This window comes from Rhizobium phaseoli (assembly GCF_003985125.1).
Lineage (GTDB): Bacteria > Pseudomonadota > Alphaproteobacteria > Rhizobiales > Rhizobiaceae > Rhizobium > Rhizobium phaseoli.
Genome location: NZ_ML133577.1, coordinates 44,637 through 60,325 on the forward strand (window position 1 = coordinate 44,637; position 15,689 = coordinate 60,325).

The following is a 15,689-nucleotide window of genomic DNA, read 5'->3' on the forward strand; positions in this document are numbered from 1 at the left end:
AAAGACCCTGCGCCTATCCGATCGCCCCGAAGACTAGGCCGCCACCCGTATCCGGATTTCCGGCTGAATGCCTGACGAAGCCATGCCCGCGTGTCGTCGTGACCGCCTGTTCAGAGGAGCGGCAAGACAGCGTCGGCAATATCGACTAGACTGCCTGCGTCACAGCCTGCTGTGAGGAGGTCCTGTCAGGGCCGGCAGCCGTTGGCGCGGGGGATCCGATGTCGGCAATTGCAACTCTGTTTCAGGAGGCCGCCCGGCTTGCGGCCGGGTTTCGGGAAACGGCCTTTGCCCGCCATATGCCAAGCGGCAATTACGCCACCTCCCTTGCCGTCTTCGACGAGCCGCTACCAGGGGCGGGCTCCGATATGCTCGAAGTCATCCGGCAGCTCGCCGTTGGCGCCGAACCCGGACTGCATGCAACCACCGGTCCACGCTTTTTCGGCTGGGTCATCGGCGGCTCGCATCCCGTCGGCGTTGCAGCCGATTTCCTCACCAGCGCCTGGGGCCAGAATGCCGGAAACCACGTCGCCGCTCCGGCTGCCGCTGCCGTTGAAACCATAGCGGCGCGATGGCTTCTCGATCTCCTGAAACTGCCGGCCGAAAGCTCGGTCGGCTTCGTGACCGGCGCCACGGTCGCAAATTTCACCTGCCTTGCCGCCGCCCGCGGCGAGCTGCTGCGAAAGGTTGGCTGGAATGCCGATGCCGACGGCCTGTTCGGCGCGCCTGAGATCACCGTGCTGATCGGCGACGACGCCCATACGACCGTCTTCTCCGCGCTTCAGTTCCTGGGTCTCGGGCATGACCGTGTGCTGCGCCTGCCCACCGACGCGATGGGCCGGATCGACCCGGCGGCGCTTCCCGGAGCGCTTGACGCGATCACCGGTCCCTTGATCGCCGTTCTTCAGGCCGGTCAGATCAATACCGGCGCTTTCGACGATTTTGACAGGCTCATCCCGCCGCTGAAGGCGAAAGGCGCCTGGGTGCATGTCGACGGCGCCTTCGGGCTGTGGGCACAGGCATCGGCGAAGGTGCGCCATCTCAGCCGGGGCATCGACGGGGCCGACAGCTGGGCAACCGACGGCCACAAATGGCTGCAGACGCCCTATGACTGTGGCTATGCGATCGTCCGCGATGAACTCGCCCACCGCCGCGCCATGACGATCGCCGCAAGCTACCTGCCGCTCGCCGGCGAAGGCGAGCGTGATCCCTCCCATTACGTGCCGGAGCTTTCGCGACGGGCGCGCGGTTTCGCCACCTGGGCGATGCTGAAACATTTCGGCCGCAACGGCATCGAAACCCTCATCGACCAATGCTGCGCCTCGGCCCGCCTGATGGCCGACGGCTCGCACGCGAACCCGGCATCGCCATCCTGAACGAGGTGGCGCTGAACCAGCTCGTCGTCCGTTTCGGAGTCGATTGCCCGGACGACGAAAGCAACGCGCTAACACGAAAGGCGATCGAAAAGATCCAGTCGGACGGCATCCTCTTCGCCGGTGGCGCCAAATGGCGCGGCCGCGACGTCCTGCGCCTCTCCGTCACCAATTTCCAGACGACATCGGACCAGGCGGAACTGGCTGTAGAAAGCATCATCGCTGCGTTCAGGAGCGTCAGCAATGACGCTTTGCGGCGCTAAACTGGTTTGGCATGTGGAGGGCAGCCATCCTCGCCATCATCGTCGCACGGCAATGACGGAGCTTGCCCGATAGCGCGACAGCTGAACCCGGTTGGATTGATTGCCGCCGAACAGATAGACGTACTGACGCCGCTGGTCGAAGTGATCGAACAAACTGACATGGAATCGCCTGCCGCTTCGGATCACCACCACATCTCCCCGCCTGGCGAAGCGGAAGAAGACGGGCTTACCGAAGTTTCTCCAGGACACCGCCATATTTGGATTTGCCGGCGGCTCCCGCGAGGATCGTTTGGCGATGAAGGCAAGAAAGGCGCCGCACCACGACGTTCTGCGGGGATTGATGTCGAGGAAAGAGATGGAGCGTTCGTGCATGCGGTCGTATTTGGAAGCCGTACCCAACATATCGGCCTCACAGGGGATGGCGAAAAGCGTGAGGGCCATGACGAGAATAATTTTCATTGTTTCTCACCATTGTTTGGACAATTTGGAACATCCGAAATGTGGCGAAGAAAAAATCGCGGCCGGGAACGTATATTTGAATCATGGCGGCAATTAGAAACAATCTGGCGGCGAATTTTTCTAAATTGCGCAGACAATCCCGCGGCATTCAAAATGCAATACTGTCTCGAAAACGGTCATCTCGGAAGGTTCGGCCTATCGCAGACGAAACCAGAATCCTACCGCAGGAAGGGCCATCGTCGACAAGCCACATTGGACGACGTCGCATAACACCGTCATCGCCCGCAGGACTTATAGTTCCAACGACACGGATAATACTTTCGGCAGAGACGGCAATACGTCGTGGGACTTGCGAGATCAGGCCTTGGAGGAGATCGCACTCAGCTCCTCAAGATCGAGATCGCGCTCCAGTTCGTGCAATGTCTCGTCATCGATCTCGCCGGCGCGATGAAGACGAATGAGTTCCCGGCGGCCGGTAGCGACCGCCTCGAGAACGACGTCGAAATGCGCATGGAGCATCGGCACGTAGTGTTCCGTCCGCGCGGCATAGTCGACGATAGCTGTCGCTCTGCGCTGGTATCGCTCCAGCAATTGAGGATGAATAAGCTTGCCATCTGCGTCATAGGCGAGGTTTTGGACGGTCCCAAGCTGCGCCTGCGCCATGGCGGCTTCAGCCTGGCTCATTGTCAGTCGCGCGCTTTCGGACTGCGGCTCCACCAACCCCGCCCAGGCGATCACTTGCCCCAGTGTCGTGCCCTGGACAAGCACCGTTCCGAGGATGACGGCGAACGATGTGACGAGGATGAAGTCGCGGCCCGGGAATGTCTCGGGCAGGCTGAGGGCCAGGGCGAGCGTCACCACGCCACGCACACCCGCCCAGCCCAGCACGGCAGCGCCGCCGGCGCCAATCGGATGTGCGTGTTTCGAGCCGAAGGCGGCACAGAGCCTGATGAGGAGATCAGAGCCAAAGACCCAGGCAAAACGCGCGATCACCAGCGTCACGAGGATCGCCAGCATCGGCAGCCCCATGGTCGCAATCACAGTGGCGAAGCCGCCGCCGCGCTCGACTACGTCGCGAAGCGACAGCCCGATCAATGTGAAGACCGCGGCTTCCATCAGGAAGATCATCACGGTCCAGAACGATGTGCCGCGCATGCGCATGGCCGCTGAAAAGACGGTATGTTGGTGCCAGGAGGCGATCAGTCCTGTTGTCACGGTGGCGATGACGCCGGAAACATGCAGCAGTTCGCCGAGCAGATAGGATATCCAGGCAAGCAGCACCGTGGCGGCGATGATGAGATATTCGTCGCCGAGACGCCGGACAAGCTTGACCCATGTCGCGCCCACCGCCAAGCCGACAACGGCGCCGCCGAGCGCCAGCACCAAGAAATTGCCGACCGCCTCCATCGCGCCGAATGTTCCGGTCGCGGCGGCGGCAACGGCGAAACGGAAGAGAACCAGGCCGCTCGCATCATTGAGCAAGCTCTCGCCTTCGAGCAGGATCTGAATTCGCCTCGGCAGCCTGACACGCTCCAGCACGGCGCGTGCTGACACCGCATCCGGGGGCGAAACGATGGCGCCGAGCGCTGCGCAGGCAGCCCAGGGAAGTGATGGAAAGAGGAGATGGGTCGTCACCGCCACGACGGCGCACGTGAACAACACCGCACCGACGGCGAGCGAAGCGATGCCGATCATATGGCGCCGCAGGCGCGCCAGCGCGATGGCCCAGGCGCCATCCATCAACAGCGGCGGCAGGAAAATGACGAGCACCAGCCCGGGATCGACGATGATCGCCGGCAGCCCCGGCACGAAGGCGAGCAAAGAGCCACCTGCCAGCAGCGCGACGGAGGGCGGCAGTCCGAGCCTGTGGGCGGCGTAGTGCAGCGCGATGATCGCAAGGAACATCGCGATGACAAGCTCGAACAATTGGGTTGGTTCCATCTGCCTCGCCCCCGGCTCGGAAACTGATTTCGAATGCCTACAACAAAATATCCCGTATCGAAATCGTTTCATTCGGGCCGTGTTCCAGGCCATCATGTGGGCCCGCGTCTGGCGCCTGGCCGTCACGAAAAGTTTGCATCAGCGTCAATTTACTTGCCGTTCTCCAATGCGGCATATGTTTCTGTATGTAAGCAAGCGGCATGAGCGGGGGACTATGACTTCAACACATGCAGACAAGACCGGTGACGCCGGCAGCCGGAGCGGCTTTGTCGGATTGGTCGTCGGCGCGATAGGCGTCGTCTACGGCGATATCGGCACCAGCCCGCTCTATGCCTTCCGCGAGGCGCTGAGGCCCTTTGCCGCCGATGGCATACACGAGCCGGAGGTGATCGGTCTGATTTCGCTGATGGTCTGGACGCTCACCGTCATCGTGACCTTCAAATATGTGCTGTTCCTTCTCAGGGCCGACAATGACGGCGAAGGCGGAACCCTCTCGCTTCTCGCTCTGCTGATGAAGAAGATGGGGCGAAACGTGCCGGTACTGTTCTTCGCCGGCCTGATCGGGGCGGCCCTTTTCATCGGCGATGCGATGATCACGCCTGCCCTGTCGGTGATGTCGGCGCTCGAGGGCTTAAAGCTGGTTACGCCGACTTTTGCCGACTACGTCCCGCTTGCCTCAGCTGCGATCATGATCGTTCTCTTTGCCGTTCAGTCGAGGGGCACGGCCGCCGTCTCAATCTTTTTCGGGCCGATAACAGTTTTGTGGTTTCTGGCCATGGCAGCCGGCGGCCTCATCCATATCGGCGACGATTGGAGGATCCTGGCCGCGCTCAATCCGATCAACGCGCTCTCATTCCTCGCCCATGCCGGTACCGTCGGCCTGATCGTGCTCGGCGCCGTCTTTCTGACGGTGACGGGCTGCGAAGCGCTTTATGCCGATCTTGGACATTTCGGGCGGCGGCCAATCCAGACGGCCTGGTTCGTGCTCGTCTTTCCGGCATTGCTCCTGAACTATCTCGGCCAGGGCGCGCTGGTTCTCGCCCATCCCGAAACGGCGACCAACCCGTTCTTTCTGATGTATCCCGACTGGATCTTGCTGCCGGTGGTCATTCTGGCGACGATGGCAACGATCATTGCCAGCCAGGCTGTCATAACAGGCGCGTTTTCGCTCGCCCGCTCGGCGGTCCATCTCGGCTTCCTGCCAAGACTGCGCATCAAATTCACCTCGGAAACTAACACCGGCCAGATCTACGTGCCGAGCGTCAATCTTCTGCTGTTGGTCGGCGTCCTGATGCTGATCCTTTCCTTTGGCGACTCCGAGTCGCTCGCGACCGCTTACGGCATCTCTGTGACCGGGACCATGGTCATCTCAACCATGCTGGTCTTTCAATTCCTCCGTGTCGTCTGGGGCTACTCCCTCGTGCTCGCCGCCGCCCTGCTGCTGCCGCTCTTCGCCATCGAAGTCATGTTCCTGGCGGCCAACCTGATGAAGATCTACGACGGCGGCTGGGTTCCGGTTGCCCTCGCCTTGGCGATCATGATTTTGATGTGGACCTGGACCCGCGGGCAGGCCTACCTGAAGAGACTGCGCGCCAACAATGAGATCCCACTCGATTCCTTCATCCGTTCGATCGAGCGAAAGTCCGACCATGCACCGGTCACCGTGCCGGGAACGGCAGTCTTTCTGACCAGCGTCCCCGACCGGACGCCGAACGTTCTGCTGCACAATCTCAAGCACAACCATGTGCTCCACCAACAGAACGTGATCCTGACCGTCTGGACCGAGGATGAACCCTACGTCCCTGACAACAGACGCATCAAAATCAGTCAGCTCTCGCCGCGTTTCGTGCGCCTGGACATCACCTTCGGCTTCATGGACGACCCCGATGTCACCAGGGCCTTGGCACTCTGCCGGGAGGGAGGGTTCAAGTTCGAGATCATGAAGACTTCCTTCTATCTCGGTCGCCGCAACCTCGTCAGGACCCCCAACACCGGGCTACCCGGCTGGCAGGAACGGATCTTCATGGCGCTGGAGGGCTTGGCAATCGACCCGTCCGATTATTTCAACTTGCCTTCAAATCGCGTCGTCGAACTTGGCGAACAGATTGCCATTTGAAGCCTGACATTGCCTGGAATTAACTGGAAGCCTCGGCCCATCCTCCTTACACGCTAAGCCTTGAAGCCGAGGAGAATATATGAAAAGGCGGACCATTGTGTTTGGCGGTGCGGCGATTGTCGCATCATCCGTCGCTGCGGTGGCAATCTGGCCGCGGCGGCAAATCGTCATGGCCGCCAGGACATTCGACTGGAAGGGCACTGATTTCCTCAGCGGTGGCACACGGTCTGTTGCTTTGGAAAAGCTGCCCGCGCCGCGCTTCCGGACGCGCCCGAATTGCGTCGCGACCGTCGCCCAGACCCTTGGCCCCTGCCATGTCGACGACATCCCTGCTCGTCAGGACGTCAGCGAAGGGAAGGCTGGGTTGCCCTTGCGGCTGGCCGTCCGCATTGTCCATGCAGCCGATTGCCGACCGGTCGAAAACGCCGATATCGAAATCTGGCATACCGATCACCGCGGTATCTACTCGGGCCGAGAAGCTGCAAACATGTGTACGCTCAACGATGCCGAGGCGATAAGCGGGCTTGCCTTTCGCGGCCGCCAGCTGACGAATGCGGCCGGGCAGGCAAGCTTTCTGACGATCTATCCCGGATGGTACAAGGGCCGCACGCCGCATGTTCACTGCCGCATTCTTGTCGAAGGCAGGGAACTTCTCGTCAGCCAGATTTATTTCGACGATGCGCTGAGCGATATCGTCTATGGCGGCCATCCCGACTATTTCCAGCGCCCTCCCCGCGATACGCGCAACGATGAGGACGGCCTGATCCCGCAGGACGCCGTCGATCACATATTCGATTTCGAAAGGCTCGACAGCGGCGTGCTTTCCGCCACGATTACGATCGGTCTTTCCTCCTGAGCCTGTAGGAGCGAGAACCTTTCTTCCATCAGCCATGAAACCAGACGCAGGATTTCTGCGTACTACCTCTCGACCGCAGAACCTCACCAAAGCATGTCTCGCGAAAGGGTGCGGCGGTTTGGCGATAAAAACATGCGTAAAAACAATGACCTAAAGCGTGACAAGCGAATCTGAACGACACGCTTTAGTTTCAGGCAGCGAGGGATGATGGCATGATCAGAAAGGAAGGCATCGCCCCGATCGCAAGGCATGCCGCCGAACAGGGGCTGGCCCGGCTGATGATGAAATTGCCGGCCACGCGGGCGACGATCAGAGCCGCCGCAGCAAGCCAGTCCCTTCTCTACGAGTTGTGCGGCGCCTATGGCGAAGCCTGCTCCGTCCTCGACCGCATGCGCAAGGATAGATCGGCCGATCCTGCGATCATCGCCGAATATGAGATCATTTGTGCGGAAATCGAAGCCGACGTCCAACGGATCCTGCTCGGCGACCGCTGAGTGCCCTGCCGCGGCGACCCTCAGTGCAGCAGGTCGTCTTGAAGGATGGAGACGATCGTCCCGTCCGCTTGTGAATGATGCAACGGCTGAGGTGCGATCTCATGATGGAAAATTCCGCTGCCGTTTTCCGGGCCGGCGAGATCCGCAGCTTCGATCGTGAAGCTGTGATCATCGTCGCCAAGGTTCGGTCCGTGTTTTTCGAAGGCAGCCTTGCCGAAGTGACGAAGCAGCAAGGTTCCATCCGACACGCCGTTTTCGCCGACAGGATCGTCGTGATGAGCGCCGGCCTTGTCCGCTGCGGTCTTGTCGGCACCAAGTTTCATGCCGTCATGGGATGTGAGCCCGGTGTCCGACACGAGGTTGATGCTGGCATCCGTGGCGACCAGACTGTCGGCGCTTGCCAGCGTGGCGGCACTTCCTTCGATACTCGTGTTGTCGCTGACGGGAAACGTGCCTGCGGCAATGATCGAGGGGGAGATGCTGTAAGGCGTGACATCGCTCGCAATGAAATTGTCGTGGAAGGATCCGGATGCCGGCCGGTCGACCTTCAGCGCCGCCTGCGTCAGGTCGTCGAAAAGGTTGCCGTAAATATCGATGTCCTCACGAACGTAGGTTGTCGTGCCGGCTGCGCTGACTGACACGCCCCACGCGCCGTCATGGATATAGTTGCCGGAAATATCGTAGTTGCGCGTATCGCCCTGGTCGCCCAGGCCGATGGCATAAGACCAGCTGTAGCCGCCATAGCCGGAAATATCGTTGTCATGGATAGCGATATTGGTGCCGGCCTGCGCGCTGATCCCGAAGCCGCCGCCGATAATCGTGTTTCCCTCGATCACCGCATCCACCGGCCGGACCAGCGTCAGCACACCCTTCGGCGTCACCGCACCCGTTTGATCGAGATAATTGCCACTGATGACGATGTTGCTGCTGTCGTTGATCTGAACGGCATCTGCCGCAGTTCCATGGGCGTTGGTGACGGTATTGTTGAGCAGAGTGATGCCGTTGATCTTCTCGAGCCAGAGGCCATCGCCATTGACGTCGTTGATCGTGCTGTTTTCGATCGTGATGTTCGAGCCGGTCCGAAACGTGATGGAACCGGCCTTTCCCGCCAAGCCGGTGTGGTCAACCTCGACATTGTTGACTGTCCAGTTTGAAACATAGCCGCCATAGATGGCCGCGCCACCCGTGTCTGAAATCTTGATGTTCTCGATAACGATGTTGGAAGCATAGAGGCTGTGAATCCCGTCGCCAGGGCTGTGAATGATAGGGGCGTCGCCGATGCCGTAACTGCCGATGGTGATCGGGGCGTCAACCGTGCCAGAATATTTCAGGTCGAGCTGGTCGTTGAACACGCTTCCGGCGGCGAGAAGCACGCTGTCGCCAGGCTGCAGCTTCAGGTTTTCAACCGCCCAAAAGGTTGCAAAGGGCGCGTCCTCACTCGTTCCGGCGTTCGTGTTCGAACCCGTCGCTGAATTCACATAATAGATTGTCATTTCGCCTTGTTCTCGCATTGTCGCTCAGCCGTCTGAGACGGCTGAAGCGCGTGGATCGGATGCGGTCGGGGGCGGAGGCCATCCAGGATGACGTCGATTGCCGTTACGGCGGCGGCAGGCATGGGGCCTGCCCCGCTCCCGAGAAGCGCCTGGCGGTGGCTGCATGCTCAACAATACAACTTTTAAGAAAATAATCTAGAAAACAACGACCGGAAGGTGAACGAATGGTAACGCAGCGTCCGGCAATTCACGTCCGGCAAGCTGGACAGCAGGCCGACGAGCGGCGGCTGCCGACAGGAAATCCTTCGAGGCGCCCTCCCAGGGCGCCTCTGCGTCAAGTCCGCGAGGGCTGCTTGCCCGCCCCTTAGCTCAGCAGGCCATCCATATGGATGAAGACGGTCATCGTATCCCCGTCGCTATGCTGCGATGTTCCATCGTTGATCCCGTAGTGGAAGGTTTCGCTCACATGTCCATCATGATCGGCAGGCAGCTTCGTCTCATCCAGCGTATAGGCATAGCTCCCGTCCCGGTCGACGTGGATGACACCGTATTCTCCGGTCAGGGTCAGACCATGCTTCCCGACGCTTTCATTCCCGAAGCGGCGAAGCAACAGGGTGCCATTGTCGGAGCTGTCGTTTTCCAGGAGATTGCCGCGATGGGCCTCGCCCGTATCTGTGATGATCTTCAAATTGTCATGAACCGCGACAACCGCCGGATCCGCGACCGCGTCCGTCGTTGCCGCCGCCGTGGTGGCAGTCGTCGCCAGCGCCGTCTCGACATTGGCGACTGTATGGTTGTTGCTGACGGAAAAAGTATGCGCGTCGGCGACCGCCGGCGATATGCTGTAGGCCTTGACACCGCTTTCGATGGTATTGTTGTAGAAGGAGCCGGATGCCGGCCGGTCGACTTTCAGCGCCGACTGCGTGAGGTCGTCGAAGACATTGTCATGGACCTTGATACCGCTGCGGACATAGCTCGTGCCGTCGACGGGAGCAGTGACGACCACGCCCCATGCTCCATCGTGGATATGGTTGCCCGCGATATCGTAATCTCTGCTATCGCCCTGATCGCCGAGACCGACGGCGAACGACCAATCGTAGCCGTGAAAGCCCGATATATCATTGTCGCGGATGGCGACATTCTTGCCCGCGGGGGCGCTGATACCAAAGCCGCCGCCGGTCAGCGTATTGTCCTCGACTACGGCATTGGTCGCCCGCACCAGCGCTATGACGCCTTTCGAACTGTCGGCTTGCGTCTGATCGAGATGATTGCCCTGGATCAGAATATTGCTGCTGTCGTTCACCTGGACCGAATCGGCCCTGGCGCCATGGCTGTTTGTAACCGTGTTGTTGAGAAGTTTGATGCCATCGACCTTTTCGATCCAGATGCCGTCGCTGTTGACACCTGCTATCTTGCTGTCTGCGACCGTGATGTTCTTGCTGTTGCGAAAAGTCACCGAACCCGCTTCTGCCGACGATCCGGCCTTGTCGACCTCGACGTGTCTGACCGTCCAGTTCGAGACATTGCCGCCATAAATGGCCGCACCGCCGCTATTGGATATTTTGAGATTCTCGATGACGATGTTCGATGCGTAAAGGCTGTGAATGCCGTCATCGCCGCTATGGATGACGGGTGCGTCACCCGTGCCGTAACTGCCGATCTTGATCGGCGCGCTCTCGGTGCCGGAATATTTGATATCGAATTGCTCGTTGAAGACGCTTCCCTTGGCGAGCAGCACGCTGTCGCCCGGTTTCAGCGTCAAGGATTCCACTTTGGACAAAGTCGCAAAAGCCGAGTTCTGGCCCGTTCCGCTGTTGCGGTCGGAGCCAGTCGCTGAGTTCACATAGTAGATTGTCATATCGCCATGTTGCCCTGTTCATCGGATCGCTATGTCGCCGCGCGACCGGCCGGAATCGGCTGATCGGGAATGCGGCGCGGGCAAACGTCCACGGCAAAAAGGCGAGAAGATGTTGTCAATGCGGCAGCGGTCCAGTTCGCGAATCTTATTCCCAGGCAATGGCGCGAGCTCCGATCATCCGCGAGAAAGCTGCAACCCAGCCTCATAAACGGGCGACCCAAGGGCGAATAAATCGCGGTTGTACGCTATCGTACCTTCCCTCCCCTTCGAACGCGCCACAGATGATTCGCTCCTGGCCTCGCGTCATTCAGGAAGACTCGCCGCGCCGAGCCCTTCGGCGAATTTCGCCACCAGATCGGCGGACTGGCGCCCGGCCCAGATCCGTGGACCGGGCGCTGTGCGGCGATCCTCTCGCTCGCCATCTTCGAAAGCAAAATGGGGGCAGCCGCGACAGTCGCCGCGGCGCGGACACTTGGCCGGAATGCCGGCCTCGCCGTTTGGCTTGCACATGGGTCTTCTCCTGATATTCACCGGATGCCGCGGGCGGAGCTTCGGACCGCCGCCCGCGGCCGTTTTCTCAGGCCGCCAGCTTCAGCGCGTCGGCAAGCTTGGCGAAGTCGCCGGCTGAAAGCCCTGGGCGGACGGCGAAGTCGATGACCGCCTGGAAGATTTCCGGCGGCGCATCCTTCTTCATGGCGCCGAGCAGTGCGGCCCGCTCCGCCGGATTGATGGCCGGGATCATGATACGCATGAAGGCCATGCTCTTCTCCGGCGGCAGGGAGCCGATGATGCGCATCTCGATGCCGAAGATTTCCTGGTCGTCGAAGTTGCGCCACAGCAGCGGGCCGGTCACCGCCTCCTCCTCGTGCATATGCGCGAAGTCGTCGGCGAGATAAGCGGCAAAGGCGAGATAAAGCTTGCGGCCGCAGGCCGCCTTGTTGAGCGGCCATGCTCTTTCCCAGGCGACCACAAGTTCTTCCAGCTCGCGGAAGGCAGTGCGGTGGTCGTCGTGCTGCTCGTCGAGCGTGACGGTCGAGACGCCCTTGTCGGCCAGCGCGGTGTGGATGTTGTCGTCTTCGTGCGTGACATGGGAGGCGGCCAGCATCAGGTAATGGCGCAGGTCGCCGATCAGGAAGACCGTCTCCTCGACATTCTGGAAATCGGCCGTGCCGAGGCGTCCGAGCAGGTCGCAGCCGGCCTTGCGCAGGCCCTTGTGGATCGCACCGTAAATGTCGTAACGGCCGTTGAGATCTGGAATGCTGGTAAGCGAGAATTCATGGCTCATGATGGTTTTCCTCTCGTTATCAGGCGCCTCTTTTCGTGCGCCGGGCTGATGACCGGGAGATAACCGAGGCGCTTGCGAGGCGCTTCCTAAAACCATCCTAAGCACTTGGAACGATTGCTAAGAATATCCTAAGTCACTATTATCGCCTGACTTCGGGATGGGGAAAAGCATGCTGGGGCCGGAACTCGCAGAATTCATAGAAAGTCCTGTCATGATCCTGTTCGCGACGCGCGACGAGGCCGGCCGGCCGATGATCGGCCGCGGCTCCGGCGTGCGCGTCGACCGGCAGAGCGGGCATCTGCACTTTCTCGCCTCCCGCTGCCAATGGCCGGAAGCCGTCAGCGAGGCGCAGGTCGGCCGGCCGATTGCCATGACCTATGTGCGGCCCGCCGACTATAAGGCCTGCCAGATCAAGGGCCGGATCCTCACGGCGGGGCCGGCGGATGCCGCCGCCCGGGCACAGGGCGAAGCCTATGTCGCAGAACAGCTGGCGCGAATGCTGGCGTTGGGCGTCACCCGCATGCAGCTCTCCAGCACGCTGTCGGACCGGGACCTCGTCTGCCTGACGATCGAGCCGCAGGCGATCTTCGAGCAGACGCCGGGACCAGGCGCCGGACGCAGGCTGATGCCGGAAGCCGCCGCATGATTCCGCTGGAAGCGCTGCGGGACAGCTTCGAGGGCATCATTCCCTCCATCATCGCCACCGCCGATGCCGACGGAATGCCCAATATTTCCTATCTCTCGCACGTGCATTACGTCGATGAGAGGCACGTGGCACTCTCCAACCAGTTCTTCTCCAAGACCGCCACCAATGTGGAGCGCAACGGGCTTGCGAGCGTGATGGTGGTCGACGGCTATAGCGGCCAGCAGCACATGCTCGACTTGGTGTTCGAGCGTTCCGAGACGGAGGGCGAGACGTTCGAGCAGGTGGCGATCCACCTGGAGATCCTGGAAAGCCGGATGAGCGGGATCATGAAGCTGCGCGCCGTCGACATCTACCGGGTTGAGAACTGTCGGGCAGTGCCGGCGGCCAATCCGCTGGTCGAACCGGAGCCGCTCTTTCTGCCCGACCTGATGGGCAAGGTGGCACGGCTGACGGCACGGATGTCGGATTGCGGCGATCCGGAATCACTGCTCGACGCCACGCTCGAGGGCCTGGGCGAGCTCTTCGGCTACCACAATTCCATGGTGCTGGTGCCGGACGGCGAACGCGGCGGGCTGACGACAATCGGCAGCCGAGGCTACGACCAGTTCGGCTTCGGCGCCGAGGTTCCGGCGGGGCGCGGTATTATCGGGCTTGCGGCCGAGCGGCGCCGCAACGTGCGGATCACCGATCTCAGTCGCGGTCTGCGCTATCTCCAGGCCGTGCAGGCCATGGCGGGCGTCGAGGATGCGACACCGATCCCGCTTCCGGCGCTCGACAAGCCGCTGAGCCAGATCGCGCTGCCGCTTGTCGCGCGGGGAAGGCTTGTCGGCGTGCTGTTTTCGGAATCGACCGAGCGCTTCACCTTCCGCCATCGCGACGAGGAGGCGCTGATCGTGATCGCAGCCCATCTCGCCACCGCGCTCTCCTTCCTGTCCGAGGAACGCGAGCGGGCGGAGACGAATGGGCGGGAAAAGGCCGACGCCCCGGCCGATCAGGCCGGCAGCTTGCCCGCCGGCCGGCGCATATCCGTGCGCTTCTATCCGCGCGACGGCTCGCTGTTCGTCGACGACGACTATCTGATCCGCGGCGTGCCGGGGCGGCTGCTCCTGCATTTCCTCGAAGATTATGCGCGCACCGGCAAGCGGGACTTCCTGAACCGCGAGATCCGCCGTGACCGTCGCCTGCAACTGCCCGATTTCAAGGACAATCTGGAAACCCGGCTGATCCTCCTGCGCCGGCGCCTGGAGGAGAAGGCAGGCCCGATCACACTCGAACGCGCCGACCGCGGCCGCCTGCGGCTGACGCTCGCCGGGCGGCCGGAGATCGAGGTGGTGGATGAGTGAGCGGGTGGCGGGTTTCGCTGCTTGGCGCGTTTCGCTCGCTAAGGCACTGGAAAGCTGCAACGTGTAAGGATGGGTGCAGGCAATAAAAGTTTTGCCGTGTGGCCCCCTCATCTGCCTGCCGGCATATTCTCCCCGCTGGGGCGAAGAGGAGTCGAGGCAACGTCTCGCCCTTCTCGGACGCATCCCTTATGGACGCGAAGCTCGCGACTTGCCCGCTTCTCCCCTCGGGGGTCCGAAGGACAGGCGAGACCCGTGGCTCGCCCAGGCTGATGCCGGCAGGCAGATGACGGGCCACAAGGCACAGCCTCCAAGACAGCCGGAATCGTGTTCCTACCCCCTCGCCCGCAACGCGGCGCTGAGCGGCAGCCGCGCGGCCGCCAGTGCCGGCAGGGCGCCGCCGATCACCCCGACCGCCAGCCCGAGCAAACCCGCCGTCAAAAGCACCTCCGGCGTCACGACCAGCTGAAATGCCATCTTCGTGTTGTTGGCGCCCATCGTGCTCGCCTGCCAGCCGTCAAAGGCGAGCCGGGAGGCGATGGCGCCGATTGCCGCTCCAACAGCCGAGAGCAGCACCGCCTCCACCCAGGTGGCGGCGAAGGCCGGCAGGCGGGCGAAGCCGAGGAGGCGCAGCGTGGCGATCTCGACCGCGCGATCGGAAACCGAGCTCATCATTGTGTTCAAGGTTCCGGCGGTTGCGCCAATTACCATCAGAAGCGCGATCGGCCAGCCGAACAGGCGGATCAGGCTCTTGGTGCGCTCGGCCTGGCCGGCATAGAGATCGGCCTCGGAGACGGCGGCAAGCGGCGGACCCGGCAGCGTGGACAGCCGTTCCCGCAGCGCCGCCAGCGCCTTTTGCGGATCGTCGCCGGCAAGCCGCACCCGCAGGCTCTGCACCTGCCCCTGCCGGTCGAAGGCCGATTGCACGGCTTCGAGATCAGCCCAGATCTCGGATTCGAAGGCGCTACCGCCTGATGTGAAATGGCCGGCGACCCGCCAGTCGACAGCGCCGAGCCGCACCGTGTCGCCGACGGCAAGGCCTGGGAAGGCATCCGCGAGGCGGGCGCCGACGACAATCTCACGGCCGCCCGGGACAAACGGCCGCCCCTCTGAAAGCCGGGCACGCTCGCGCATCGCAGGCCCGGCCGGGTCCATGCCCCGCAGCGACAGCGTCTGCTCGACACCATCGGCGGCCCTGACATCGAGGGGAACGACGACCTCGCGCGACATCGTCAATCCGCCCGCCCCATCGCCCCGACCGCCGCGAGTAATCCCGGGGTTGCGAGCAATCCCGGTGTCGCCCGTCGCAAGGCTGCGGATCGCCTCGGCAGGCACGTCCGAGCCGGCCTCCTGGTTGGTGCCGCCGCCGAGGATGACGGCGATATCCGGGGAGCCCGCACCGGCAAGCGCTGCCTCGAAGCCGCGTGCCATGGCCAGAAATCCGGCGAGCACCGCCACGACGAGCGCCACCGACAGCACCATCGACAGCGAGATCGCGTGCCGCCTGGGCAGGCTGCCGAGATTGACTCTGATCATGAGAAAGATCTGCTTGAGCGCTGAAGACATTG

12 protein-coding genes and 1 pseudogene are annotated in these 15,689 nt (G+C 61.9%); 6 read left to right on the forward strand and 7 right to left on the reverse strand.

The features are described from left to right. Nucleotides 1–218 precede the first annotated feature (218 nt). A pseudogene (locus EFD56_RS20625) lies at nucleotides 219–1,633 on the forward strand (pyridoxal phosphate-dependent decarboxylase family protein). A gap of 36 nt (nucleotides 1,634–1,669) precedes the next feature. On the opposite strand, the gene EFD56_RS20630 reads toward EFD56_RS20625, so the two are convergent. Together EFD56_RS20630 and EFD56_RS20635 are read right to left on the reverse strand one after the other, a co-directional pair. Beyond that, nucleotides 1,670–2,092, reverse strand: a complete 423-nt coding sequence (locus EFD56_RS20630; RefSeq protein WP_004677204.1) for a TIGR02594 family protein — start codon at nucleotides 2,090–2,092, stop codon at nucleotides 1,670–1,672. 357 nt (nucleotides 2,093–2,449) lie between these two features. Then, a complete protein-coding gene (locus tag EFD56_RS20635; protein ID WP_126906103.1) occupies nucleotides 2,450–4,033 on the reverse strand; it encodes a Na+/H+ antiporter in 1,584 nt (527 codons plus the stop codon). Nucleotides 4,034–4,247: 214 nt separating this feature from the next. Here EFD56_RS20635 and EFD56_RS20640 point away from each other — a divergent pair, with 214 nt between their 5' ends. The 3 genes from EFD56_RS20640 (at nucleotide 4,248) to EFD56_RS20650 (ending at nucleotide 7,499) form a co-directional block, all read left to right on the forward strand. After that, entirely contained in the window at nucleotides 4,248–6,149 is a 1,902-nt protein-coding gene (locus tag EFD56_RS20640) for a potassium transporter Kup (RefSeq protein WP_064831202.1), read from the forward strand. Between the two features lie 79 nt (nucleotides 6,150–6,228). Beyond that, nucleotides 6,229–7,005, forward strand: coding sequence for a dioxygenase family protein (locus EFD56_RS20645; protein ID WP_126906104.1), 777 nt, complete (start codon nucleotides 6,229–6,231; stop codon nucleotides 7,003–7,005). Between the two features lie 212 nt (nucleotides 7,006–7,217). Beyond that, nucleotides 7,218–7,499 (forward strand): hypothetical protein, encoded by a 282-nt coding sequence (locus EFD56_RS20650; protein ID WP_004677200.1) that lies wholly within the window; start codon nucleotides 7,218–7,220, stop codon nucleotides 7,497–7,499. 20 nt (nucleotides 7,500–7,519) lie between these two features. Here EFD56_RS20650 and EFD56_RS20655 read toward each other — a convergent pair whose 3' ends face one another. The 4 genes from EFD56_RS20655 to EFD56_RS20670 all read right to left on the reverse strand — a co-directional run bounded on the left by EFD56_RS20655 (nucleotide 7,520) and on the right by EFD56_RS20670 (nucleotide 12,135). Further along, complete coding sequence (locus EFD56_RS20655; protein WP_184332850.1) at nucleotides 7,520–8,992, reverse strand: right-handed parallel beta-helix repeat-containing protein; 1,473 nt, start codon at nucleotides 8,990–8,992, stop codon at nucleotides 7,520–7,522. 364 nt (nucleotides 8,993–9,356) lie between these two features. Beyond that, complete coding sequence (locus EFD56_RS20660; RefSeq protein ID WP_126906106.1) at nucleotides 9,357–10,850, reverse strand: right-handed parallel beta-helix repeat-containing protein; 1,494 nt, start codon at nucleotides 10,848–10,850, stop codon at nucleotides 9,357–9,359. A 303-nt stretch (nucleotides 10,851–11,153) separates the two neighbouring features. Next, on the reverse strand, nucleotides 11,154–11,360 hold the full coding sequence (locus tag EFD56_RS20665) for a hypothetical protein (protein WP_064831207.1): 207 nt from the start codon (nucleotides 11,358–11,360) through the stop codon (nucleotides 11,154–11,156). Between the two features lie 67 nt (nucleotides 11,361–11,427). After that, complete coding sequence (locus EFD56_RS20670; protein WP_012484275.1) at nucleotides 11,428–12,135, reverse strand: hemerythrin domain-containing protein; 708 nt, start codon at nucleotides 12,133–12,135, stop codon at nucleotides 11,428–11,430. Between the two features lie 211 nt (nucleotides 12,136–12,346). Here EFD56_RS20670 and EFD56_RS20675 point away from each other — a divergent pair, with 211 nt between their 5' ends. After that, complete coding sequence (locus EFD56_RS20675) at nucleotides 12,347–12,781, forward strand: hypothetical protein (RefSeq protein WP_225882812.1); 435 nt, start codon at nucleotides 12,347–12,349, stop codon at nucleotides 12,779–12,781. After that, nucleotides 12,778–14,124, forward strand: a complete 1,347-nt coding sequence (locus tag EFD56_RS20680) for a GAF domain-containing protein (protein WP_126906107.1) — start codon at nucleotides 12,778–12,780, stop codon at nucleotides 14,122–14,124. Before EFD56_RS20675 ends, EFD56_RS20680 begins: the two co-directional genes overlap by 4 nt. A 330-nt stretch (nucleotides 14,125–14,454) precedes the next feature. Here EFD56_RS20680 and EFD56_RS20685 read toward each other — a convergent pair whose 3' ends face one another. Next, nucleotides 14,455–15,687 carry an ABC transporter permease gene (locus tag EFD56_RS20685; protein WP_126906108.1) on the reverse strand — a complete coding sequence of 411 codons (1,233 nt, stop codon included), beginning with the start codon at nucleotides 15,685–15,687 and terminating at the stop codon, nucleotides 14,455–14,457. Nucleotides 15,688–15,689: the final 2 nt, after the last annotated feature.